The 21548-nt window shown below is 62.3% G+C and carries 21 protein-coding genes and 1 pseudogene; 7 read left to right on the plus strand and 15 right to left on the minus strand.

The genetic code is table 11. The features are described from left to right. Positions 1-125: 125 nt before the first annotated feature. A complete protein-coding gene (locus GEV38_RS14015) occupies positions 126-1508 on the minus strand; it encodes a sigma-54-dependent Fis family transcriptional regulator (RefSeq protein ID WP_015270254.1) in 1383 nt (460 codons plus the stop codon). A 143-nt stretch (positions 1509-1651) separates the two neighbouring features. Between GEV38_RS14015 and GEV38_RS14020 the strand changes: the two genes are divergently transcribed. Further along, the gene (locus tag GEV38_RS14020; RefSeq protein WP_152976786.1) at positions 1652-2602 is read left to right on the plus strand and encodes an RHS repeat-associated core domain-containing protein; all 951 of its coding nucleotides are present in this window, start codon (positions 1652-1654) and stop codon (positions 2600-2602) included. Here GEV38_RS14020 and GEV38_RS14025 read toward each other — a convergent pair. From GEV38_RS14025 to GEV38_RS14075, 11 genes and pseudogenes are all read right to left on the minus strand, one after another. After that, the gene (locus GEV38_RS14025; protein ID WP_054571955.1) at positions 2514-3530 is read right to left on the minus strand and encodes an ABC transporter permease; all 1017 of its coding nucleotides are present in this window, start codon (positions 3528-3530) and stop codon (positions 2514-2516) included. The genes GEV38_RS14020 and GEV38_RS14025 overlap by 89 nt on opposite strands. Beyond that, complete coding sequence (locus tag GEV38_RS14030; protein ID WP_015270257.1) at positions 3530-4588, minus strand: microcin C ABC transporter permease YejB; 1059 nt, start codon at positions 4586-4588, stop codon at positions 3530-3532. Before GEV38_RS14030 ends, GEV38_RS14025 begins: the two co-directional genes overlap by 1 nt. Beyond that, positions 4585-6512 (minus strand): annotated as a pseudogene (locus GEV38_RS14035) (extracellular solute-binding protein). The gene GEV38_RS14030 and the pseudogene GEV38_RS14035 overlap by 4 nt, the downstream one beginning before the upstream one ends. A gap of 13 nt (positions 6513-6525) precedes the next feature. After that, entirely contained in the window at positions 6526-6807 is a 282-nt protein-coding gene (locus tag GEV38_RS14040) for a peptidylprolyl isomerase (protein WP_015270259.1), read from the minus strand. Between the two features lie 32 nt (positions 6808-6839). Then, a complete protein-coding gene (locus tag GEV38_RS14045; RefSeq protein ID WP_054571953.1) occupies positions 6840-7943 on the minus strand; it encodes a 3-deoxy-7-phosphoheptulonate synthase in 1104 nt (367 codons plus the stop codon). A 555-nt stretch (positions 7944-8498) separates the two neighbouring features. Then, positions 8499-9050, minus strand: coding sequence for a YbhB/YbcL family Raf kinase inhibitor-like protein (locus tag GEV38_RS14050; RefSeq protein WP_013972562.1), 552 nt, complete (start codon positions 9048-9050; stop codon positions 8499-8501). Positions 9051-9098: 48 nt separating this feature from the next. Further along, complete coding sequence (locus tag GEV38_RS14055) at positions 9099-9407, minus strand: hypothetical protein (protein WP_015270261.1); 309 nt, start codon at positions 9405-9407, stop codon at positions 9099-9101. Between the two features lie 145 nt (positions 9408-9552). Then, positions 9553-10518 (minus strand): endonuclease, encoded by a 966-nt coding sequence (locus GEV38_RS14060; protein WP_015270262.1) that lies wholly within the window; start codon positions 10516-10518, stop codon positions 9553-9555. Positions 10519-10532: 14 nt separating this feature from the next. Next, positions 10533-10832 carry a hypothetical protein gene (locus GEV38_RS14065; RefSeq protein ID WP_015270263.1) on the minus strand — a complete coding sequence of 100 codons (300 nt, stop codon included), beginning with the start codon at positions 10830-10832 and terminating at the stop codon, positions 10533-10535. Positions 10833-11219: 387 nt separating this feature from the next. Beyond that, the gene (locus tag GEV38_RS14070; protein ID WP_043935602.1) at positions 11220-12404 is read right to left on the minus strand and encodes an MFS transporter; all 1185 of its coding nucleotides are present in this window, start codon (positions 12402-12404) and stop codon (positions 11220-11222) included. Between the two features lie 80 nt (positions 12405-12484). Next, a complete protein-coding gene (locus tag GEV38_RS14075) occupies positions 12485-13366 on the minus strand; it encodes a LysR family transcriptional regulator (protein ID WP_054571952.1) in 882 nt (293 codons plus the stop codon). Between the two features lie 171 nt (positions 13367-13537). Here GEV38_RS14075 and GEV38_RS14080 point away from each other — a divergent pair, with 171 nt between their 5' ends. After that, positions 13538-15181 carry an acetolactate synthase large subunit gene (locus GEV38_RS14080; protein ID WP_013972567.1) on the plus strand — a complete coding sequence of 548 codons (1644 nt, stop codon included), beginning with the start codon at positions 13538-13540 and terminating at the stop codon, positions 15179-15181. 260 nt (positions 15182-15441) lie between these two features. On the opposite strand, the gene GEV38_RS14085 is transcribed toward GEV38_RS14080, so the two are convergent. Further along, positions 15442-16764, minus strand: coding sequence for an APC family permease (locus GEV38_RS14085; RefSeq protein WP_054571951.1), 1323 nt, complete (start codon positions 16762-16764; stop codon positions 15442-15444). Positions 16765-16863: 99 nt separating this feature from the next. After that, positions 16864-17685, minus strand: coding sequence for a carbon-nitrogen hydrolase family protein (locus tag GEV38_RS14090; RefSeq protein WP_100413927.1), 822 nt, complete (start codon positions 17683-17685; stop codon positions 16864-16866). 162 nt (positions 17686-17847) lie between these two features. Between GEV38_RS14090 and GEV38_RS14095 the strand changes: the two genes are divergently transcribed. Continuing rightward, positions 17848-18636, plus strand: a complete 789-nt coding sequence (locus GEV38_RS14095; protein WP_054571949.1) for a helix-turn-helix transcriptional regulator — start codon at positions 17848-17850, stop codon at positions 18634-18636. A 91-nt stretch (positions 18637-18727) separates the two neighbouring features. Continuing rightward, the gene (locus GEV38_RS14100; protein WP_054571948.1) at positions 18728-19369 is read left to right on the plus strand and encodes a dTMP kinase; all 642 of its coding nucleotides are present in this window, start codon (positions 18728-18730) and stop codon (positions 19367-19369) included. Positions 19370-19387: 18 nt separating this feature from the next. Here GEV38_RS14100 and GEV38_RS14105 read toward each other — a convergent pair whose 3' ends face one another. Further along, a complete protein-coding gene (locus tag GEV38_RS14105; protein ID WP_054571947.1) occupies positions 19388-19810 on the minus strand; it encodes a hypothetical protein in 423 nt (140 codons plus the stop codon). Between the two features lie 239 nt (positions 19811-20049). Between GEV38_RS14105 and GEV38_RS14110 the strand changes: the two genes are divergently transcribed. The 3 genes from GEV38_RS14110 (at position 20050) to GEV38_RS14120 (ending at position 21502) form a co-directional block, all read left to right on the plus strand. Further along, the gene (locus GEV38_RS14110; RefSeq protein ID WP_003258763.1) at positions 20050-20487 is read left to right on the plus strand and encodes a YeeE/YedE family protein; all 438 of its coding nucleotides are present in this window, start codon (positions 20050-20052) and stop codon (positions 20485-20487) included. A gap of 1 nt (position 20488) precedes the next feature. After that, on the plus strand, positions 20489-20908 hold the full coding sequence (locus GEV38_RS14115) for a DUF6691 family protein (RefSeq protein ID WP_024087109.1): 420 nt from the start codon (positions 20489-20491) through the stop codon (positions 20906-20908). Positions 20909-20998: 90 nt separating this feature from the next. Beyond that, a complete protein-coding gene (locus tag GEV38_RS14120) occupies positions 20999-21502 on the plus strand; it encodes a peroxiredoxin (protein ID WP_054571946.1) in 504 nt (167 codons plus the stop codon). The last annotated feature ends 46 nt before the right edge of the window (positions 21503-21548 follow it).

The following is a 21548-nucleotide window of genomic DNA, read 5'->3' on the forward strand; positions in this document are numbered from 1 at the left end:
TGCGGCCCATCGCGACACAAGGCCGCTCCTACATGTGCACCGCAATCTCCTGTAGGAGCGGCCTTGTGTCGCGATCGAGGGCAAAGCCCTCGCGACAGTCTCGAAATGGAAACAAAAGTCTCCAGTCAGAGACCGAGCGCTACCATCTTCTTATACAGCGTTGACCGCCCCAGTCCTAACGCCGACGCAGCTTCCGGCACATTTCCCCCATGTTCGGCCAGTGCCCCGACAATCAGCTCGCGCTCAAATGCCTCACAGGCCTCACGGTAAGTCTGCCGCATAGGTTCACCCGCCACCGGGCTCAACGGCCCCAATGCCGCCCGAAGATCCGCCACCCCCAGCCGCGGCTGATCCGCCAGCAGCGTGGCCCGCTCCAGCACATTGCGCAGCTCGCGAATGTTCCCCGGCCATGCATGCCGCGCCAGTAGCTGCTGCGCTTCGGCCTCGAGCTCATACTGGCTGCCCAGTTCGCCCAGGATGGCCTCGCACAGCGCCGGCAGGTCCTCCAGCCGTTGCCGCAGTGGTGGCACCTCGATCGGCAGCACATTCAGCCGGTAATACAGATCGGCGCGGAATGCCCCGCGGGCGATGGCGGCCTGCAGGTCGATGGAAGTGGCGGCAATGATGCGCACATCACTGCGCAGCATCTGATTCGAGCCTACCGGCTCGTACTCCTTCTCCTGCAACACCCGCAGCAGCTTGCTCTGCAGGGCCAGCGGCATGTCGCCGATCTCGTCGAGGAACAGCGTGCCGCCTTCGGCCAGTTGCAGCTTGCCGCTGCGGCCCTTGCGGTCGGCGCCGGTAAAGGCGCCGGGGGCGGTACCGAAGAATTCGGCTTCCAGCAGCGTCTCGGGGATCGCCGCACTGTTGATGCTGACAAACGCCTTGTGCGCCCGCGCCGACGCCGCATGGATGGCATGGGCCAGCAGTTCCTTGCCGGTGCCGGTTTCGCCCAGCAGCAACACCGGCGAATCACTGCTTGCGCCACGCCGGGCGCGGCGCTTGGCCTCCAGGCTGGCGGCGCTGCTGCCGACGAACTGGGCGAAGCTGTACTTGGCCTGGCGAGCGCGCAACTGCGAGCGGGTCGAGGCCAGTTCCTGCTGCATGCTGGAATAGCGTTTGAGCAGCGGCGACAGGCTGCGCAACTCGTCGAACAGGGCAAAGCCGATGGCACCGATTAGCGCGCCCTGGTCGTCGTGGATGGGCAGGCGCATAACCACCAGCGGCTCGTTCGGGGTGTCGAGCATGTCCAGCAGGATTGGCCGGCCATTATTCACCACCTCGCGCATCAGGCTGCCCGGGATCACCGCCTCGCAGGGTTGGCCAATAGCGCTTGCCGCGTCGGCCAGGCCAAAACGCCGGGCGTAGCGTTCGTTCATCCAGACGATGCGCGCCTGGCGGTCGACGATTACCGTGCCTTCGCTGGACTGTTCGATGATTTCGAACAGCGAGCGGATCGCCAGTTGTCGTACCTGGGGGTAATCCTTGAGGCTGTCGCTGTCGTGCATGGGGCTCCCCTTTGAGTAACAAGGGAGTATGCCTTGTTCCCCTTGTCATTAGAATGGTGCGTGGCACTAGTAAAACTGCCAGTTTTAATTGTCGCGTAAAAAATATATGTTGGGGTAGTGCGGCCAGATATCAAGTGAAGGAAATGCATACTCGCCGATTTTACAAAATTGATAAAATGATTACCGTTTTAGTAGCGGGAGAATCAGTCTCGCTATTTCAGGTGAAGGCTGCATGCTTGGCAACGTTGTCCGGCAAGAAGTGTACGATGGTAGTTAGTGATGCGAAGCACACGGGATTGGCGTTTCTGTGTAATCGCACGCTTGATATTCATACGTATTTACCATTCGGGTATTCTGCCCAGGCGCTTATCCATCCGTTGAGGCCTGGATATAATGGAGAATGGTTGTGTTCAGCTTCAGGCGGGTATCTGTTAGGGAATGGTCATCGCGTATTCAAGCCACAACGCATGGGTTTCGAATCGCCAGACGCATTAAGCCCCTTTGGGGCCGGAGGTATTAACGCTTACACTTATTGCCAAGGCGACCCTTTAAACTATGTGGACCCGTCCGGACAGTTCAGGATTGGCCGGCTAAAATTTTCTAATCTCTTCAGGTGGCCATTCAGAAAACGTGTGCGAGTCAGCGATCGTCAAGTGAGCAAGGGCGTCGCGGCTGTTACGAAAGCGCTGGTGGGTGGCTCAGAGCAGCAAAAAGCATCGCTGCGAAAACTCAGTGAGGATCGCCGTGCTTTTAATGAGCTCTCAAATGAAGTATTAGCGCTCGGTTCGACTGCCTTTGGCATCTCATGGCGTGGCTCTGATTATCGTGGCATCATTACGGATATTGTTGTTGAGCCGTTTTATTGGCAGCAAAGAAAATTTTCGTATGCACATCAAATTAGTCTGCTGGAGGATCGAAAGGCCTTCCTAACAGCATTTGTGGGGGCTGGGCCGGATCAAGACCTTATTCCTTTGGCACAAGCTGTAAGTGCCAGTCAGGCGTTGATCAGGTCCGGGGGTCAAAGGCCTCCCGCAAGGCATCCCCAATACAAACCAGCAGCGACAGAATCACCGCCAGGGCAAAGAACGCGGTAAAGCCCAGCCACGGCGCCTCCAGGTGCTGTTTGCCCTGGGTCACCAGCTCTCCCAGCGAAGCGCTCCCGGCCGGCATGCCGAACCCGAGAAAATCCAGTGCAGTCAGGGTGGTGATCGCCCCGGTCAGCATGAACGGCACATAGGTCAGCGTCGCGTTCATGGCATTGGGCAGGATGTGCCGCAGCATCACCTGGTTGTCTGGTAACCCCAGCGCCCTTGCGGCCTTGACGTACTCCAGGTTGCGACCGCGCAGGAACTCTGCGCGCACCACGTCGACCAGCGTCAGCCAGGAGAACAGCGCCATGATCCCCAGCAGCCACCAGAAGTCCGGCTCGACGAACCCGCTGAGGATGATCAGCAGGTACAGCACCGGCAACCCCGACCACACCTCCAGCAGGCGCTGGCCGACCAGGTCGATCCAACCACCGTGGTAGCCCTGCAGGGCTCCGGCCGCCACCCCGATCAGCACGCTGACCACGGTCAGGGCGAAGGCGAACAGCAAGGATACCCGCGTGCCATACAGCACCCGGGCCAGCACGTCGCGGCCCTGGTCGTCGGTACCCAGCCAGTTGCTTGCGCTCGGCGGGCTGGGGGTGGGCACCTGCAGGTCGTAGTTGGGGGTATCGGCGCTGAACGGGATGGGGGCGAACAGCATCCAGCCACCTTGCTGCTCGATCAACTGGCGTACATAGGCGCTGCGGTAGTCTGGCTGGAACGGCAGCTGGCCGCCGAACTGCTGCTCGGTGTAACGCTTGAGCGCCGGCACGTACAGGTCGCCCTTGTAGCCCAGCAGCAGCGGTTTGTCGTTGGCCACCAGCTCGGCGCACAAGCTCAGCAGCAGAAGTGCGGTGAACAGCCACAGCGAAACCCAGCCGAGGCGGTTGCGGCGAAAGCGTTGCAGGCGACGACGCGAGATCGGTGAAAGCATCAGTATGCCCTCGCGTCGAAGTCGATACGCGGGTCGAGCAGGGTGTAAGACAGGTCACCGATCAGGCGGATCAGCAGGCCCGCCAGGGTGAAGATGAACAGCGTGCCGAACACCACCGGGTAATCGCGCGACACGGCCGCTTCGTAACTCATGCGGCCAAGGCCATCGAGCGAGAAGATCACCTCGATCAGCAACGAGCCGGCGAAAAACACCGTGATCAACGCCTGCGGCAACCCCGCCACCACCAACAGCATGGCATTGCGCAGCACGTGGCCATACAGCACCCGGCGTTCGCTCAGGCCCTTGGCGCGGGCGGTAACCACGTATTGCCGGGAAATCTCGTCGAGGAAGGCGTTCTTGGTCAGCAGCGTCAGGGTGGCGAAGCCGCCGATCACCAGGGCGCCGACCGGCAGCACCAGGTGCCAGAAGTAGTCGGCGACCTTGCCAAGCAGGCTGAGCTCGTCGAAGTTGTCCGAGACCAGGCCACGCACCGGGAACCAGCTCAGCGAGGTGCCGCCGGCGAACAGCACGATCAGCAACAGGGCGAACAGGAACGAGGGCAGGGCATAGCCGACCACGATCAGTGCACTGCTCCAGGCATCGAAGCGGCTGCCATGGCGCACCGCCTTGCGGATGCCCAGCGGGATCGACACCAGGTAGGTGATCAGCGTGGCCCAGAAGCCCAGCGACAGGGTTACCGGCAACTTGTCGAGGATCAGGTCGGTGACCTTGGCGCCGCGGAAGAAGCTGTTGCCGAAGTCCAGCCGGGCGTACTGGCCCAGCATCAGCCACAGGCGCTCGGGGGCGGACTTGTCGAAGCCGTACTGGCGTTTGATCTCCTCGATCAGTTTCGGGTCCAGGCCACGGGTGGCACGTGACTCGCCGTGCACCACCTCGGCCCGGGCACCGGGAGCGCCACCGCCGATACCTTGCAGGCGTGCCACTGCCTGCTCCACCGGGCCTCCCGGTGCGGCCTGGACGATCAGGAAGTTGACCAGCAGGATCGCCAGCAGGGTCGGGACGATCAGCAGCAGGCGGCGCAGTATGTAGGTGGTCATGGCGAGGATTTCCGGCGTTCGGCCATTTGCGCGTTGGTCAGCGCGGCAGGGCTGACTTCCCACCAGGTGTCCAGGCCTTCGTCATAGGCAGCCTGGACCTTGGGCAGGCCGAAGCGGTTCCACCAGACAGTGGAGCTGCCCGGTGGGTAGTAGTTGGGGATCCAGTAGTAGTTCCATTGCAGCACCCGGTCCAGGGCATGGGCGTGGTACAGCATGTCGGCCTGGGTGTCGGCGCGCACCAGGCCGTCGATCAGGCGGTCCACGGCAGGGTCCTGCAGCACCATCAGGTTGTTCGACCCAGGGTCGTGGGCTGCTGCCGAGCCGAAATAGTTGTACAGCTCGGCGCCAGGCGACAGGGTGACCGGGTAGCCGGTGACGATCATGTCGTAGTCACGTGCCATCAGGCGGTTGACGTACTGGGCCGAATCGACGTTGCGGATGTCCAGGGTCACGCCAATCTGGGCCAGGTTGCGCTTCCAAGGCAGCAGCAGGCGCTCCATGCCTGCCTGGCCGTTGAGGAAGGTAAACGCCAGCGGCGTGCCCTGGCTGTTCACCAGGCGGTCGCCTTCGGGGCGCCAGCCGGCTTGTTCGAGCAGCGCCAGTGCCTGCAGCTGCTGCTTGCGGATTATCCCCGAACCATCGGTGACCGGGGCGGTGAACACGGTGCTGAAGACTTCGTCCGGCACCTTGCCGCGCAACGGTTCGAGCAGTTTCAACTCGCCGGCATCCGGCAGTTGGCGGGCGGCCAGCGGGGTATTGGAGAACACGCTCTGCTGGCGGATGTACATGTTGCGCATCATCTGCCGGTTGCTCCACTCGTAGTCCCACAGCATGCCCAGCGCCTGGCGCACGCGACGGTCCTTGAACTGCGGCCGGTCGAGGTTGAACACGAAGCCTTGGGCCACCTGCGGTTTGGCCGGGCCCAGGTGGGCGCGCTGCAGGCGGCCGTCGTCCAGTTGCGCGCCGTTGTAGCCCAGGGTGTAGGCGGTGGCGGAGAACTCGCGGTTGTAGTCGTAGCCGCCGCCTTTGAGCACCTGCCGCGCCACTTCGGTATCACCGAAGTACTCGATGCGCAGCTTGTCGAAATTGTAGCGGCCACGGCTGACCGGCAGATCGCGCGCCCACCAGTTGGCGTCGCGCTGGAAGGTGATGCTGCGGCCGTTGTCGATGCTCCCGATACGGTACGGCCCGCTGCCGACCGGCTTGTCGAAGCCGGCGCCGTTGGCAAAATCGCGCTGCTGCCAGTCGTGTTCGGGTAGTACCGGCAAGCTGGCGAGGTCGAGTGGCAGGGTGCGGCCGTGGTCAGGCTTGAAGTCGAAGCGCACGCTGTGTGGGCTTTCCACCACGACGGCCGCAACATCGGCGAACTGGGTGCGATACCTCAGGCTGCCCTTGCTCATCAGCAGCTCGAAGGTAAAGCGTACGTCTTCGGCGCGCACCGGCTTGCCATCGGCGAAGGTGGCGCGCGGGTCGATCTCGAAACGCAGCCAGGCATCCTCCGGGCCGCGCTCCATGCGCCGGGCGATCAGGCCGTAGACGGTGTAGGGTTCATCGAACGAGCGCACGGCCAGTGGCGCGTACAGCAGGCCATCGACCTCGCTGACACCGATGCCTTTGTCGATGTACGGCAGGATATGGTCGAACTGGCCGATCTCGATGGCCGAGCGGCGCAGGATGCCGCCTTTGGGGGCGTCGGGTTGACGTAGTCGAAATGCTGGAAGCTGGCGTTGTAGCGCGGGGCTTCGCCGTAGACGGTGAGGGCGTGGGTGGAGCCGGCGTGGGCGTTGAAAGCCAGGCAAAGCAGGAACAGGCACCACAATCTCTGTAGGAGCGGGCGTGCCCGCGAATGCGTCAGCTCAGGCAACGAGGCTGCATGCTCGGACGCATTCGCGGGCACGCCCGCTCCCACAGGGGATCTCATCACCTGAACAGGTGAATCAGTCCTGGCGGCTGGTCACTTCCAGCAGGTGGTAGCCGAACTGGGTCTTCACCGGGCCTTGCACGGTATTGATCGGGGCGCTGAACACCACGGTGTCGAACTCCTTGACCATCTGGCCCGGGCCGAACGAGCCCAGGTCACCGCCCTGGCGGCTGGACGGGCAGGTGGAGTTGGCTTTGGCGATTTCAGCGAAGTCGGCGCCTGCTTCGATCTGGGCTTTCAGTTCGTTGCATTTATCGATGCTGCTGACCAGGATGTGGCGGGCGGTTGCACGGGCCATGGGTACTGCTCCTTGGGGTAAAAAAGGCAAGCCTAGCGTACTTGTCCAGGGTATGTCTCGCCAGGCTTGCGTCCCGCTGCCTGGAGTTTTTGTGCCGCCTCGCGCAACAGGGTTTCGGTCGAGGCCCAACCCAGGCAACCGTCGGTGATCGACACGCCGTATTTCAGCGCGCCCTTGCCCAGCGCCTGGCAGCCGTCGAACAGGTGCCCTTCGATCATCACGCCGACGATCGAGCGGTCGCCGGCCAGGCGCTGCGCCAGCACATCGTTGAAAACCGCCGGCTGACGCGCCGGGTCCTTGCCGCTGTTGGCATGGCTGCAATCGACCATGATCCGCGCCTGCAGCCCGGCCTTGGCCAGCGCCTGGCGGGCCATGGCGATGCTGTTGGCGTCGAAGTTCGGGCCCTTGTGGCCGCCGCGCAGCACCAGGTGGGTGTCCGGGTTGCCCAAGGTCTCGATGATGGCCGGGTAGCCCTGCGCATCCATGCCGAAGTGGCGGTGCGGGTGGGCGGCACTGCGCATGGCGTCGCTGGCGATGGCGATGCCGCCGTCGGTGCCGTTCTTGAAGCCGACCGGCAGCTCCAAGCCACTGACCATTTCGCGGTGGATCTGCGACTCGGTGGTGCGCGCGCCAATCGCGGCCCAGGCCAGAAGGTCATCGAAGTAGCCGGCGGCCATTGGCTGCAGCAGTTCGGTGGCGACCGGCAGGCCGCGTTCGATCATGTTCAGCATCAGCCCGCGGGACAGCGCGATGCCGGCGTGCATGTCGTCGCTGCCATCGAGGTGCGGGTCGTAGGCCAGGCCTTTCCAGCCGACCGTGGTGCGGGGTTTTTCGACGTAGGCGCGCATCACCAGCAGCAGCTTGTCGTCGACTTCGCGGCTGAGGGCTGCCAGGCGGTCGGCGTATTCCAGGGCCGAGCGCGGGTCGTGGATCGAGCACGGGCCAACGATCACCAGCAGGCGCTGGTCGCGGCCTTCGAGGATGTCGCGAATGGCCTGGCGGTGGGCATGGACTTGCTGGGTAAGTTCGCTGGACAGCGGCATTTGCTGCTTGAGCAGGTGCGGGCTGGGCAGGCGCTGGCTGACGGTGGTGTTGGCTGCTTGCGGCTGGGTCAGGGCGAGGCTGGAGGCGTGCATGGCGTTTTTTCCCTGGGCGGACGGCGGGTTCTGGCCCGCGTCGTCGGCCCTATCGAGGTGTTCGACAAATCGTTGAATTCGTATTGGCTGCTGCATTGCCACCTGTGGAAGACCGAACGGAGGCGGCAGGCTGGCCCGAACGGGATTGGCTAAATCGCCAGGCGTAGGTGTTTGCGTAGTAATAAGTGGCGTAGTTCATGAATCTGTCCTCAATGTGAATCGGTGTTGTTCAAAGGCCTGAAAAGCAAAACCCCCGGTCGGGGAGCCGACCGGGGGTTTGAGTATTCTCATGTTCGGCGGCCCCTCGAAGGTGGGCGCCGTGTGGGTATCGGCGCCTAGTGGCTAAACCAATACCCAAAGTAATAGCTGGCAGGTGCCACGCAGCCGGCAACGGCCAGCACAGGGCGCAGGGTGCGGCCGGTGTGGTTGGCGTGGTTGCGGGTGTGTTTCGGCATGTTGCTCTCCAGTGAATGAGCCCGAGCTTACTTCAGTTCGGCTGGGCCATTCAATGGATAAATGCTATGGGGGTGTTTAATTGTTCCGGTACGGCCAGGCTCAGTGGCCATAGCGCCCGACCAGGCTCTGCGCCCCCAGCGCGTGGCCTTGCAGCAGTTGCAGCAGGCCGCTGCGGTCCAGGCCTTCGGGCAGGGTACCCAGTGGCAGGTCGGTGGCGATCAGCGTCAGCGCGTAGTGGTGCGGGTTGTCGCCGGCGGGTGGGCAGGGGCCGCGGTAGCTGAGCGTGCCCCGAGAGTTGCGCCCTACGGTCACGCCTTGCCCGGTCAGCCCGGCGACGCCTTCCTTCAGCCCATCCTGGGCCGGGTCGATGTTGTAGGCGATCCAGTGGACCACGCCAATACCCTTGCCGCCGTCCGGATCGAACATGATCAGTGCCAGCGACTGAGTGCCTGCGGGGAGGTTGTCCCAGCTCAGTTGCGGGGTGCGCTCTTCGCCAGCACCACAGGCCGGGTCCGGGCCAACCTGCTGCAAGGCGATCACGCCGCCATCGGTGAACGACGATGAGCTGATCGACAGCGCGCCCTGGCTGCCAGCGACGGCCAAGGCGCTGCACGGCAGCAGGGCGGCGAGCAGCCAGGGTTTGAGGTTCATGGTGAATCCTTGGCAGGGCGTTCCGGCGCAGTGTAGCCCAGGCCGGCCTCAATGGCTGTCCTGGTCCTCGGCGGTGCCACCGGTGTGCCCGGCGCCGGAGCCGGTTGCTTCGCCGGTGCTGTTCGAGCCGCCAGCGGCGCCGTCGGCGGCATCGCTGTTGCTGCCGGTGTCGCTGCTGTCATTGGTTTCGCTGCTGCCTGGGCTGTTGACGCTGCTGTCTTCACCGGCGGTCTTGCCACCGTACTGGTCGGTTTGCGGGCGGCTGTCGGTGTCTGTGTCGGTGGCGGCGAAGCTGGTGCCAGTGACGCTGACCAGGGCGAGGGCAAGGCACAGTGAAAGTGGGCGAATGCGGATCATGGAACCTCTCCTTTACGGATGATCTGTCATTCGTTGGGCTGGGGGCGGGGAGTGAGGTGCCGTCTGGGCGACGGATGGTCATTGTTGCGGGCTGCTGTGCAGCCCGCTCGATTGCAAGGGGCCGCGCAGGCCCCGAGGAAGGCGATCAGCGGCAGTTGCCCGCCTTGCGATAACCCGCCGCCTGCGCCTCACCCTCTGTGGCGAAGGTGACCTGGTTCTTCGCGGTAACCTGGGTATAGCCTGGGCAGCCGACGGAAAGGTGATAGACATGGCTGTTGCGGTTGCCAAGCACCGCCCCCACCGACCCGGCACTGGCCAGGCTCGGCTTTGCCTCTGGCTTGGCAGCCTTCGCCGGCACCGCTTGCACCACGCCACTGCCGACTGGCTTGTAGTTGGCGGTCCATTTGCGTTCCCCGGTCACGAAGGGGTTGGCATGCCCCATGATCGCGGCAATGCGCCGGTCACGCTCTTTCTCCCAGGCCGACACTGGGTGCTGTTTGTCCCAGGCCATCAGCAACTGCTGCTGTTGGCGCGACATGCTCAGCTTGTAACGGTCGTACATGTAGAAGGTGGTGCGGGCGACCAGGCCTTTCACTTCGTCGCGTGGTTCGGCAGCACGCTGCACGAAGTCCACCTTGGTGGTGCACTGCCCGTATTGCCCTGCATTGCCAGCAACCATGCCGTAGTTGAAATTGCTGCGATCACCGTTTACCTCGCCCACTGCCGGGTACAGGTTGAACAGGTCGGCCTCCATGGCGCGGAACACCGGGTCGTCATCCACGCAATGTTCGCGGCCGCCATTCTTCCAGCACTGGCGCTGGTTGCCGAAGGTGTAGGCCGGCACGATGTGTTCCCATTCGGTGCGTTCGGCGCGGTTCTGCTGCTTGCGGGTCTGGTAGCCGCACGAGGCGGCATCGATACGCCCGCCAGACTTGCCCACCCAGGCCCATTTGCAACCGCAGTACAGGTCGCCCATGGCACTGCTGGCCTGGTCCATGTACACCTTCTGCTTGGCCACCACCTTGGCCTCGGTGAAGGTCGCCGGCGGGCTGGCCAGGGCAGGGAGGGTGAAGGAAAACAGTAAGGATACGGCGTAAAGCAGTGATTTCATGGGAAAAACATATTTCAGGTTGGGGCATGCATTGTAATCATTTCCCTGGGGCTGGCCAGCTCGCCGATCCACACCAGTGGGCGGCGCGGGTCGTCGCTGCCCATGCTGCTGAACGTGGCCGAGTCGTGCATCGCCTTGAGCTGGGTGGCCATGCGCAGCAGGCGCTCGATGAAGCCGGTACCGACGGCGCCCAGTACCACGGTGAAGCGAGGGCTAAGCTGCCCGGCCAGGCGCTCCTGGACCAGGTCGAGTAGCGCGACCGGGACTTCGTCGGGGCGCAGTGAAGTGGGGAAGCATGGTGTGAAGGGTGGCATGGGCATGTCCTGCTAGGCGGGGGTACGAGTCCTAGGGAGCTTAAGCAAGGTCACTGTCAAAGGGGTAAAAGCGGGTAATGCTCAACGCCAGCTCGGTGCGGTCTCTGTAGGAGCAGCCTTGTGCTGCGAAGAGGCCAATCATGCCTCTACATTTCCGTCGGCCGTGCTGGCCTCTTCGCAGCACAAGGCTGCTCCTACACGGAGTCAGGCATCAGAAGGTCTGTCCCAGCGAGAACTGGAAGATCTGGGTTTCTGCCCCATCCGGCTTCTTAAGCGGTGCCGCCGGGACCGCACAAATTTCAGGCATTGTGCGGTCTCTGTGGGAGCTGGCTTGCCGGCGATGGGCTGCATGGCAGCCCCGTTCACGCTATCTGTCAGGCCTCAACCTTAGTGCCCACCCTTCATCCGCCGTGCCACCAGGTAGATCCCCAGCCCGACCAGCGCCGTAGCCGCGCCAATGTACCCGGTGCTGGTCCAGCCCATACCTGCGGTAATCGCCATGCCACCCAGCCACGGCCCCAGCGCATTGGCCAGGTTGAACGCCGCATGGTTGGACGCCGCCGCCAGGCTTGGCGCTTCATGGGCAATGTCCATCAGGCGGATCTGCAACGGCGCCGCCAGGGCAATCATGGTGCCGACCAGGCCAATGCCCAGCAGCAGGCTCCACAGCGCCTGTGCGGCAAAGCTGAAGAACAGCAGCACGGCAATCGACCACACCAGCACCAGCCCGACGGCGCGGAACTGCAGGCGGTCGAACAGCTTGCCACCGGCGATGTTGCCGACGATGCCGCCGACGCCGAATGCCGCCAGGCCGAATGGAATCCACTGCGGCGACACCTGGGTCACCTGCAACATGGTCGGCGCCAGGTAGCTGAACACACAGAACATGCCGGCAAAGCCGATCGAGGCGATGCCCAGCGCCATCCACACTTGCGGCAGGGTGAAGGCTTGCAGTTCCTTGCGCGGGTCGCTGCGCACTTCATCGTGGCGCTGGGGCACGAAGCGCCAAACCAGGGCGATGGTGCACAGGGCGATCACGCCGACCAGCACGAACGCCGAGCGCCAGCCGAAGTACTGGCCCAGCAAGGTGGCAACCGGGTTGCCGAGCAACATGGCCACGGTCAGCCCCATCATCACCCGGGCCACGGCCCCCGCCCGCTGGTCCTTGGCCACCATGCTCGATGCCACTACCGCCGCGATGCCGAAGTAGGCACCGTGGGGCAGGCCGCTGATGAAGCGGAAGGCGACCAGGCCACCGAACGAGGGGGCGAAGGCGGTAGCCAGGTTGCCAAGGGCATACAGCGCCATCAACAACAGCAGCATGTGCTTGCGCAACAGCCTGGCACCGATGATCGCCAGTGTCGGGGCGCCAACCATCACCCCCAGCGCATAGGCGCTGATGGCATGGCCCACCTGGGGCTCGCTCAATTGCAGATTGCTGGCGATATCGGGCATCAGCCCCATGATGGCGAACTCGCCGGTGCCAATGGCAAAGCTGCCCAGTGCCATGGCAGCTTCCATCTTCGCGACGGTACTTTTGCTAGAGAGAGGGGGTAATTCCTGAACTGACATCTGGATCCTTGTGAAACATGCTGAAACGTTCAAGGTGGGATCATAGTCAACTCGCGATAGTGACGTCGAGCAGGGTGGAGTCAACGTTCCAGGTAATGGGTCTGCGCGGCAAAATCGATGAAGCGCTTGCTGGCCAGCGACAGGTATTCCCCCGAGCGCCAGCACAAGCGGAAGCTCATCTGCTGCGCTGGCTGGAACGGTACGCCGACGATGCCCGGTGTGCGCTGTTGCACCGAGCGCAGCAGGGTCGCCACGCCCATGTTGTCCAGCGCGGCTTGTACCACCAGCGATACGAAGTTGCTCTGCAGCGCTACCTGGTACGTGATGCCATGTTCGGCGAAGAACGCATCCAGCAGGTGGCGCTGCACGAAGGTGCGGTCGAACACCACCATGTCGGTATTGCGCAGGTCCTCGGCTGTGAGGAAGGCCTTGCCAGCATAGGGATGGTCAGGGTGCATGCACGCCAGCATCTCATCGCTGCCCAAGAGGATCGATTCCTTGTCGGGCGGCACGCGCCGGGACTCCAGCAGCGCCAGGTCGATCTCCCGTTGTTCCAGGCGATGACCAATGTCCTCTGCACTGCCTTCGAACACGGTCATGGCAATACCCGGGTACAGCTGGCGGAAGGCGTTCATCAGGCCGGGTACATAGTGCAGGCCGAACATCGGCGGGATTCCCAGGCGCACTTCGCCGCGCTTCAGGTCGGCCATGTCACGCAGTTCTTGCCGCGCCACATCCATTTCGCGCAGGGCCGCTGCGATACGTGGCAGGAAGCGTTCGCCCTCGGCTGTAAGGATGACTTTGCGCGTGGTGCGGTTGAACAGGGTGACGCCCAGTTCTTCTTCCAGGCGGGTAACGGCCATGCTAAGTGCCGGCTGGGCGATATGCAGGTGCTGCGCGGCTTTGGTGAAGCTGCCTTGGCGCAGGATCTCGACGCAGCAGCGCAATGCCTTGAGGTTCATTGAGGGGGGGTTACCGTTCATAACAAACTGTGATGCCAAGCATCATAACAATATATTTATTATTATTAACCAGAGGGCCTACGATGCGCGCCACTGAGACATCCTGCAACATCTCAGTCACGCAGCTTAATAAATCTGCAATCCCACAAAGATTTTGAGGTAGTACCCCAAATGGCCAAGGCCGCCGATGTCGTTGTGCAATGCCTGGAAAACGAAGGTGTCGAGTATGTGTTCGGCATTCCTGGTGAGGAAAACCTCGACCTGCTCGAATCCCTGCGCAAGTCGAAGATCAAGCTGGTACTTACCCGTCACGAGCAGTCCGCAGGTTTCATGGCTGCCACCTATGGTCGCCTGACCGGCAAGACCGGCGTCAGCCTGTCGACCCTCGGCCCTGGCGCCACCAACCTGGTCACCGCCAGCGCCTACGCCTACCTGGGCGGCATGCCGATGATGATGATCACCGGCCAGAAGCCGATCAAGAAGTCCAAGCAGGGCCGTTTCCAGATCATCGACGTGTGCGGCATGATGGACCCCATCACCAAGTACACCCACCAGTTCGCTTCCGCCGACAACATCCCTTCGCGCATGCGTGAAGCCTTCCGCCTGGCTGAAGAAGAAAAGCCGGGTGCCGTGCACCTGGAGCTGCCGGAAGACATCGCCGCCGAGCAGACCGACGCACTGCCGATCCCGCCAAGCCTGCACCGCCGCCCGTTGGCCGAGCACGTGGCGATCGACGCAGCCGTACAAAAGCTGCTGAACGCCCGCAACCCGATCCTGGTGATCGGCGCCGGCGCCAACCGCAAGATGACCGCCAAGGTCCTCAAGCAGCTGATCGACAAGACCGGTATCCCGTTCATCACCACCCAGATGGGCAAAGGTGTGGTCGACGAGCGCCATCCACGCTTCCTGGGCAACGCCGCGCTGTCGTCGGGTGACTTCGTGCACCGCGCCGTCGAAGCCGCCGACCTGATCGTCAACATCGGCCACGACGTGATCGAGAAGCCGCCGTTCTTCATGGTCCGTGGCGGCACCGAAGTCATCCACATCAACTTCCGCTCCGCCGAGGTCGATGCCGTGTACTTCCCGCAGGTGGAAGTGATCGGCGACATCGCCAACGCCGTATGGCAGATCAGCGAAGCGCTGAACGACACGTCGCACTGGGACTTCACCCGCCTGATGGCGATCCGTGAAGCCAACGAAGCACAGATCGCCGAAGGTGCCGACGACAACCGCTTCCCGGTCTACCCGCAGCGCATGGTCGCCGACATCCGTCGCGTGCTGCCGTCCGAAGGCATCGTTGCCCTGGACAACGGCATCTACAAGATCTGGTTCGCCCGCAACTACAAGGCGCACAAGCCGAACACCGTACTGCTGGACAACGCCCTGGCGACCATGGGCGCGGGCCTGCCATCGGCCATGGCCGCGCACCTGGTGCACCCGGACCGCCCGGTAATCTCGGTTTGTGGCGACGGCGGCTTCATGATGAACAGCCAGGAGCTGGAAACTGCGGTACGCCTGGGCATGCACATCACCGTGGTGATCCTGCGTGACGACGGCTACGGCATGATCCGCTGGAAGCAGGCGAACATGGGCTTCACCGATTTCGGCCTGGACTATGGCAACCCGGACTTCGTCAAGTACGCCGAAGCCTACGGTGCCAACGGCCACCGCGTGGAAAGCGCCGAAGGCCTGCTGCCGCTGCTGGAGCACTGCATCAAGACCCCGGGCGTGCACGTGATCGACTGCCCGGTCGATTACAGCGAGAACGACCGCATCCTCAACAGCGAGCTGCGTGAGCGCGCGCTCGCCGTGTAAGGCCTGACAGGATCGGCGCCACCTCAAGGCTGGCGCCGAACCTGTGTAGGAGCGGCCTTGTGTCGCGATGGGCCGCAAAGCGGCCCCCCGGATTTCAGCATCAACGCAACAATCGCCGGGGCTGCCATGCAGCCCATCGCGACGCTAGGCCGCTACTACACGGCTAGCTACCTGCCTCAGAATCCGCCACCGCAAACACCGGCGCCGCCGGTGCCATCCAGAGCATCGCTCAAAGCGCCGTATCGACCTGAGTGGACAGCTCAGGCTTCCTCGAAGTGCATCTCCGGGGGCTTGCGCTTGAAACCACGGGTAATCACCGTCAGGTAGAGCACGCCGAGGCAGAGCCAGCCTGCCCCCAGGTAGATCGCCAGGTGATCCAGGCTTGCCATCAGCCACAACGTGGAGGCGAAGCCCACCAGGGGGAATGCGAGGTACATCAGTAGCGCGTTCGCACCACGCTGCTGCATGGCGACCCAGTAGTGGAAGATCACCGCCAGGTTGACCAGGCTGAAGGCGAGAAATGCACCGAAGTTGATGAACGAGGTGGAGGTCGTCACGTCCATGCGCAAGGCAAGCAGGGCGACCACCCCGCACAGGATGATGCTGGGCACCGGCGTGCTGAAGCGTTCGCTCAACCTTCCAAAGAATGACCTGGGCAGCACTCCGTCACGCCCCATCGCATACAGCAGCCGGGAGGCGCTGGCCTGCGCCGACAGGCCAGAAGTGAACTGGCCGACGATCAGGCCCAGCAGGAAGATGCTGACGAAGATGTCGCCACCGATGTTCTGGGCTATTTCATAAGCCGCCGCGTCGGCGTTGGCAAAGTCGGTGGACGGGTGAGCGAGCTGGACGAAGTAGCTGCAGGCGATGAACAGCGCGCCGCCAATCAGGGTGATCAGCAGGATGGCTTTCGGGATGTTCTTGCGTGGTTCTCTGGTTTCTTCAGTCAGGGTACTGACCGCGTCGAAGCCCAGGAATGAATAGCAGGCAATCGCCGCACCGCTCATGATCAGCGGCAACTGGGTACCTTCCTTGTAGAACGGCTCTAGCGTCCACAGCGGTACCGTCGGGTCGCCCCAGACATAGTGCACCGCGAGCACAACGAACGCCGCCAGCACCAGCAGCTGGATGAACATCAACAGGCCATTGACGGTCTTGGCCAACCGCAGGCCGATCACATTGATCGTTGTGGTGATGCCGATGAATGCCAACACCCAAATGGCTTGTGGCACGCCCGGGAACGCCGAGTGCAGATAGGCCGCGCCAATGAGCCAGATCGCCATGGGCAGGAACAGGTAGTCGAGCAACACCGCCCAACCGGTGATGAAGCCCAGCTGCGGGCTGATCGATTTGCGCACGTAGGTATAGGCGGACCCGGCGACCGGGAAGGCGCGCGCCATGTGGCCGTAGCTCAAGGCGGTAAAGAGCATGGCGATGGCTGCAGCGAGGTAGGCTGCGGGTACCCTCCCTCCCGTGGTCTCGGCCAGGATACCGAATGTGCCCAGGACAATGATGGGGGTCATGTAGGCGATGCCGAAAAGCACCACCGAGCCCAGCGAAAGCGTTCGCTTGAGTGTGGCCATTACTGCTTGCTCCAGCTTGTGATTGTTATTCAGAGTCGAACACGCTGCCGTCCCTGGCGGCATTGCATTCCAGTAATAGAGCCTGGAAGGGTGGAATGTTCAGGAGGCGATGATCAGTTCGCGAAGGCCGTTGGCGTGCTCGACCTGTTCACCCGGCAGATGGATGCGGCGCTGGGCAATGTAGCTGTAGTCGCGCCGTGACCGCTGCAGTTGCTCCATGGCCAGCTCGACGGTCATGCGGCACTCGCCACGGCCGGCTTCGCACAGCAATTGGCCGTACGGGTCGACGACGGCACTGCCGCCAGCGAAGACCAGGCCGCCATCACCATCGCCCACGCGGTTGACCATGACTGCAAAGGCCTGGTTTTCCATGGCGCGCGCGGTGATGGCGGTTCTGTGGGTGGGCCCGTACGGGTCCATGTTGCCGTTGGTGACGATGATCAGTTCTGCTCCCAGCTGCCCCAGGGCACGGGCGGTTTCGGGGAATTCGATGTCAAAGCAGATCAGCAGGCCGACACGGATGCCTTTGAACAGGGCTGTCGCAAAACGGTCGCCTGGGGTGAAAACCCCGCAGTCCGATGCCCAAAGGTGGGTCTTGCGGTAGGTGAGCGCTACGCCTTCAGGCGTGACCAGCACAGTGGTGTTGTAGAAACGACCGTCGTTTGCGGCTTCGGCCATCCCGACGACCACGGCAACATTCTGCGCTTGTGCTGCCTGTTGGACTGCCGTGATGCTCGGGCCATCCAGTGGCTCGGCGATGCGGCCGATGTTTTCTTCGGTTGGGAAGCCCATCAGCTGGGTTTCCGGAAAGACCAGCAGATCGGTATCGGCGCCGCAGTTGCCGATCGCCTTGATGGTGCGCTGCAGGTTGTACGCGGTATCGCCATCGCGACCGGCCAGTTGGACAAGCTCTACCTTCATTTCCAATCCTCGACTAACAGCTTCGACCGCCACGCCGTGGCGACATGGGGTGTAAAAAACGATCCCGGTACAGGTTCGCTCAGCGTAAGCTAGCCCGGATTATGGGGTGGTCATCATGGCGGGGGGTATTACGCCCACGTGGTAACCCAACAGGGGTAGAGGATGAATTTTACGCTGCACGACATCGCCTGGCACCGATCGGTAGGCCAATTGATCGAAACCCTCGACAAGGACCACTTCTGGACAGCCTTGGTGCGGTTACTGAACGAGTACGTTGCCTGCGACAGCTGGGTTGCGCTGCTGTTTTCCGCAGGGCGCCCGCAGGTGTTCGCCGAGTGCCCCAGTGCAGACGGCAACCCTGACCCGCTGTTTCAGGATTACCTGAAGGGCTTGTACCTGCTGGACCCTTTCTACGTGGCCAGCCGAGAGGCTGCGGTGTCCGGCCTGGTGCGCCTGGCGGATGTGGCCCCTGAGTGTTTCGAGCAGACGGACTACTACCAGCGCTATTTCCGGCTTAACGTGGTTGCCGATGAAATTCAGTTCAACGTGCAGCTGGATGCGCAGCGCACGCTGTGCCTGTCGTTGGGTAGCAAGCGCCGGTTCAGCATCGAACAGGTCACCCTGCTGGAACTGTTGCGGCCGTGGGTCACTGCGCTGATGCGCCAGCGGATGACGTTCGAGCGGGAGTTGCTGGAAGAGGCCACCAAGCCTGCGCCGCACTGGCAAAGCCGCATGGAGGACAGGGTCGAGCAGATGGCGTCGCCGCTGACCGGGCGTGAGCTGGAGGTGGGCCGGCTGATGCTCAGCGGGTGTTCCAGCAAAGAAATTGCGCGCAAGCTTGAAATCTCGGTGGAGACAGTGAAAGTGCACCGCAAGCATATGTACAGCAAGTTGGGTATCAAATCGCAGTCGGAGCTTTTTTCGCTGTTTCTTCAGGCCCAGCTGGGTTGATTCAGGCTAGCTGCATGGCTCCACTGGCTTGTGATGAATACTGTCGCACCCAGGCCTGCGCTGCATCTTCAGATTCGACTGGTAATTAAAAATGACCCGCCCGCTGTTTGTTTCCATCGATGGGCCCAAGGGCACTGGCAAGACCACGCTTCTGGAGGCGGTTACCAAGGCCTTGCGGGCTGACAACAAGAAAGTGATCCGGCTTTGCGAGAAAAAAAGCGACCCCTACCGGGGGGAAACCATGGCCCTTGTCAATCAACTGGTCAGAAACCCCTCCCGGGACCTGGAGTTGAGGGTATGCGAGCGCTTCGCCGAAAGCCGTGCCTGGATTTCCCGAGACGTGCTGCCCAGGCAGCCAGCGGGCAGCATCATCCTGATCGATCGCTGGTACCCGTCTGATGCCGCATTTCGCCGCAGCGTGGCGTTCGACGAGATTCTGCGCCTGAACCTCGAGCGAAATGTACAGGTGCCCGATTTGCATGTCGGCGTTGTCACGGCCCCCGATACTTCGTGGGCAAGAGCCGCGGCAAGGACGCGCGGGCTGGGCAGTACGGTGATCCATAGCCTGGTCGAGCAGGTTGCCTGTACCGAGGCGTTCGAGCGTGCGGTTGCGGAACACGGCTGGGTATTGTGCCGTAATGAAGGGGCCATCGAGGATGCAACGCGGCAGATAGTGGCCGAGATCGATGGCGTGCTTCGACCACGTCATCGACCGCAGTGCGATCAGTGCTGAAACAACAGCAAGTACTGGTTACTGCTTCATGGGCATATCCATCATCGACGACTGCTGATCCATCATCTTCATCATCATGTCCATCATTCCGTCGCCCATACCCATGCCACCCTTGGCTCCCGACATTCCCATGCCCGAACCCATGCAGCCCGCAGCATGTTGCTGGTGCAGCATGGCCATGCTCTCCTTCATTGTCTTCATGCCCTCGCGCATGGCGGCCTGGCGCTCGGCAGGGGTCTTCGCGGCTGCGGCTTTGTCATGAGCAACCTGCATCTTGTGCATTTGCTCGCTCATCGCCTTGTGCATGGGCGACTCGGAAGTTGTACTGGCGGCTGGGGCGCTGGTGGAGGCGTCGCCAGCCTGATTTTTGTCTTCGGCATGCGCCATGAATGCACTACCGGCCAGAACAACAGCAAGAACCAACTTCAATTGCGTTTGCATGGCGAACTCCACTTTTATGGATATATACGACGTGCCTCAAGGCCTTGGTATGCCTGGATGATTGCAGTCTAGGCGGCCATCTGGTCGCGAATTTGACCTGCATCAAACAAGTGCAGCTTCATGCACTTTTAATAGGCTGGCTAATCTCATTGAAATTGTCGGCATAGGGGGCGTGGTATTCTTCAACTTTCTTACTGAACCGTTAATTGTTCTCTTGTTCCTGTTCCGGGAGAAATACGATGGCAATTGATTGGCTGGCCTTTACACCATGGTCCGCGCTGGCTGGTGGTGTGTTGATCGGGCTGGGGGCTGGGCTGTTCGCGGTGGTGAATGGCCGTATTGCAGGAATCAGTGGTTTGCTCGGTTCGATGCTGCAGCGAGGCGGGGAAGGGCGCAGAGAAAAGCTTGCCTTTCTTTTGGGGCTGCTGGCAGCCCCGTTGCTTTGGGGGATATTTGCCACGCTGCCGTCAGCCCGTTTCACCACGGCTTCCTGGACACTCATCGCGGCGGGCCTTCTGGTAGGGCTGGGGACGCGCTACGGCAGCGGTTGTACCAGCGGCCACGGCGTCTGTGGCCTGTCGCGCCTGTCACCCCGTTCGGCGGTGGCAACGCTGTGCTTCATGGCTACCGGTTTTGCCACGGTGTATGTGGTCCGCCATCTCGTACAAGGGGCCTGAAATGCCGGTGTTCAGTGGTTTCATCGCCGGGCTGCTGTTCGGCGTGGGGTTGTTGCTGGCAGGCATGGCCGACCCCGCCAAGGTGCTCGGTTTTCTCGACATCGCAGGGCAATGGGACCCTTCGCTGGCGCTGGTGATGATCGGGGCGATTGCCGCAGCATGGATACCGATGCGCTGGGCGAGCGGTCATCCAACGGCCCTGCTGGGTGGAGCGATGCAATTGCCTGGCCGACGTGATGTGGACCGCCGCCTTATCGGCGGCAGCCTGGTATTCGGCATTGGCTGGGGGCTTGCGGGCATCTGCCCGGGGCCGGCCCTGGTGCTGCTGCCTGCAGGGTACTGGCAGGCCTGGCTGTTCGTCGCTGCGATGCTGGTTGGCATGGGGTTGTTCCAGTGGCTTGAGGCGCGTCGTGGTAGCTGACATCCAGCTTTCCAGAGCAGGCCGCTGTATGTACGCACCTTGGTGGATGCTGCATCATGCCTGGCCATTTACCGCCCCACGGAGAAAACGATGATCAAGACCGGCGATACACTGCCCGACGTAACGCTTTACCAGTACAGCAACGGCGAGGGCGGCTGTGCAATCGGCCCGAACGCGTTTTCCCTGCACGAGCGCTGCAAGCAGAAAAAAGTGGTTATCTTCGGCTTGCCTGGTGCCTTCACGCCTACCTGTTCGCAGCGGCATGTACCGGGCTACGTGGCCGCGGCCAAGGACCTGTTCGCTACCGGGGTTGCCGAAATTCTCTGTGTTTCGGTCAATGATGCGTTCGTCATGAATGCCTGGGGTGTAAGCCTGCAGGTGGGCGATGAGGTCATGATGATCGGCGATGGCAACGGTGAATTCAGCGAGGCGCTGGGCCTGATCCAGGACCTCTCGGCGCGCGGCATGGGCCGGCGCTCGCAACGCTATGCCATGCTGGTCGACGACTTGGTGGTAAGGCACATCGCGGTCGAAGCACCCGGCAAGTTCGAGTGCAGCGATGCTGCGAGCATGTTGGCTGTTTGTAAGCTCTGAAGGCATACACAGTTCATGTGGGAGATAGCTTAGCCCTTTGGGATGC

Origin of the sequence: Pseudomonas sp. 13159349 (assembly GCF_013305685.1) — a bacterium.
GTDB lineage: Bacteria > Pseudomonadota > Gammaproteobacteria > Pseudomonadales > Pseudomonadaceae > Aquipseudomonas > Aquipseudomonas asiatica.

Coding starts and splice junctions, on each gene's coding strand:
- GEV38_RS14015 (WP_015270254.1), bottom strand. CDS start 1,508: ATGCACGACAGCGACAGCCTCAAGGATTACCCCCAGGTACGACAACTG.
- GEV38_RS14020 (WP_152976786.1), top strand. CDS start 1,652: ATGCATACTCGCCGATTTTACAAAATTGATAAAATGATTACCGTTTTA.
- GEV38_RS14025 (WP_054571955.1), bottom strand. CDS start 3,530: ATGCTTTCACCGATCTCGCGTCGTCGCCTGCAACGCTTTCGCCGCAAC.
- GEV38_RS14030 (WP_015270257.1), bottom strand. CDS start 4,588: ATGACCACCTACATACTGCGCCGCCTGCTGCTGATCGTCCCGACCCTG.
- GEV38_RS14040 (WP_015270259.1), bottom strand. CDS start 6,807: ATGGCCCGTGCAACCGCCCGCCACATCCTGGTCAGCAGCATCGATAAA.
- GEV38_RS14045 (WP_054571953.1), bottom strand. CDS start 7,943: ATGCACGCCTCCAGCCTCGCCCTGACCCAGCCGCAAGCAGCCAACACC.
- GEV38_RS14050 (WP_013972562.1), bottom strand. CDS start 9,050: ATGAACCTCAAACCCTGGCTGCTCGCCGCCCTGCTGCCGTGCAGCGCC.
- GEV38_RS14055 (WP_015270261.1), bottom strand. CDS start 9,407: ATGATCCGCATTCGCCCACTTTCACTGTGCCTTGCCCTCGCCCTGGTC.
- GEV38_RS14060 (WP_015270262.1), bottom strand. CDS start 10,518: ATGAAATCACTGCTTTACGCCGTATCCTTACTGTTTTCCTTCACCCTC.
- GEV38_RS14065 (WP_015270263.1), bottom strand. CDS start 10,832: ATGCCACCCTTCACACCATGCTTCCCCACTTCACTGCGCCCCGACGAA.
- GEV38_RS14070 (WP_043935602.1), bottom strand. CDS start 12,404: ATGTCAGTTCAGGAATTACCCCCTCTCTCTAGCAAAAGTACCGTCGCG.
- GEV38_RS14075 (WP_054571952.1), bottom strand. CDS start 13,366: ATGAACCTCAAGGCATTGCGCTGCTGCGTCGAGATCCTGCGCCAAGGC.
- GEV38_RS14080 (WP_013972567.1), top strand. CDS start 13,538: ATGGCCAAGGCCGCCGATGTCGTTGTGCAATGCCTGGAAAACGAAGGT.
- GEV38_RS14085 (WP_054571951.1), bottom strand. CDS start 16,764: ATGGCCACACTCAAGCGAACGCTTTCGCTGGGCTCGGTGGTGCTTTTC.
- GEV38_RS14090 (WP_100413927.1), bottom strand. CDS start 17,685: ATGAAGGTAGAGCTTGTCCAACTGGCCGGTCGCGATGGCGATACCGCG.
- GEV38_RS14095 (WP_054571949.1), top strand. CDS start 17,848: ATGAATTTTACGCTGCACGACATCGCCTGGCACCGATCGGTAGGCCAA.
- GEV38_RS14100 (WP_054571948.1), top strand. CDS start 18,728: ATGACCCGCCCGCTGTTTGTTTCCATCGATGGGCCCAAGGGCACTGGC.
- GEV38_RS14105 (WP_054571947.1), bottom strand. CDS start 19,810: ATGCAAACGCAATTGAAGTTGGTTCTTGCTGTTGTTCTGGCCGGTAGT.
- GEV38_RS14110 (WP_003258763.1), top strand. CDS start 20,050: ATGGCAATTGATTGGCTGGCCTTTACACCATGGTCCGCGCTGGCTGGT.
- GEV38_RS14115 (WP_024087109.1), top strand. CDS start 20,489: ATGCCGGTGTTCAGTGGTTTCATCGCCGGGCTGCTGTTCGGCGTGGGG.
- GEV38_RS14120 (WP_054571946.1), top strand. CDS start 20,999: ATGATCAAGACCGGCGATACACTGCCCGACGTAACGCTTTACCAGTAC.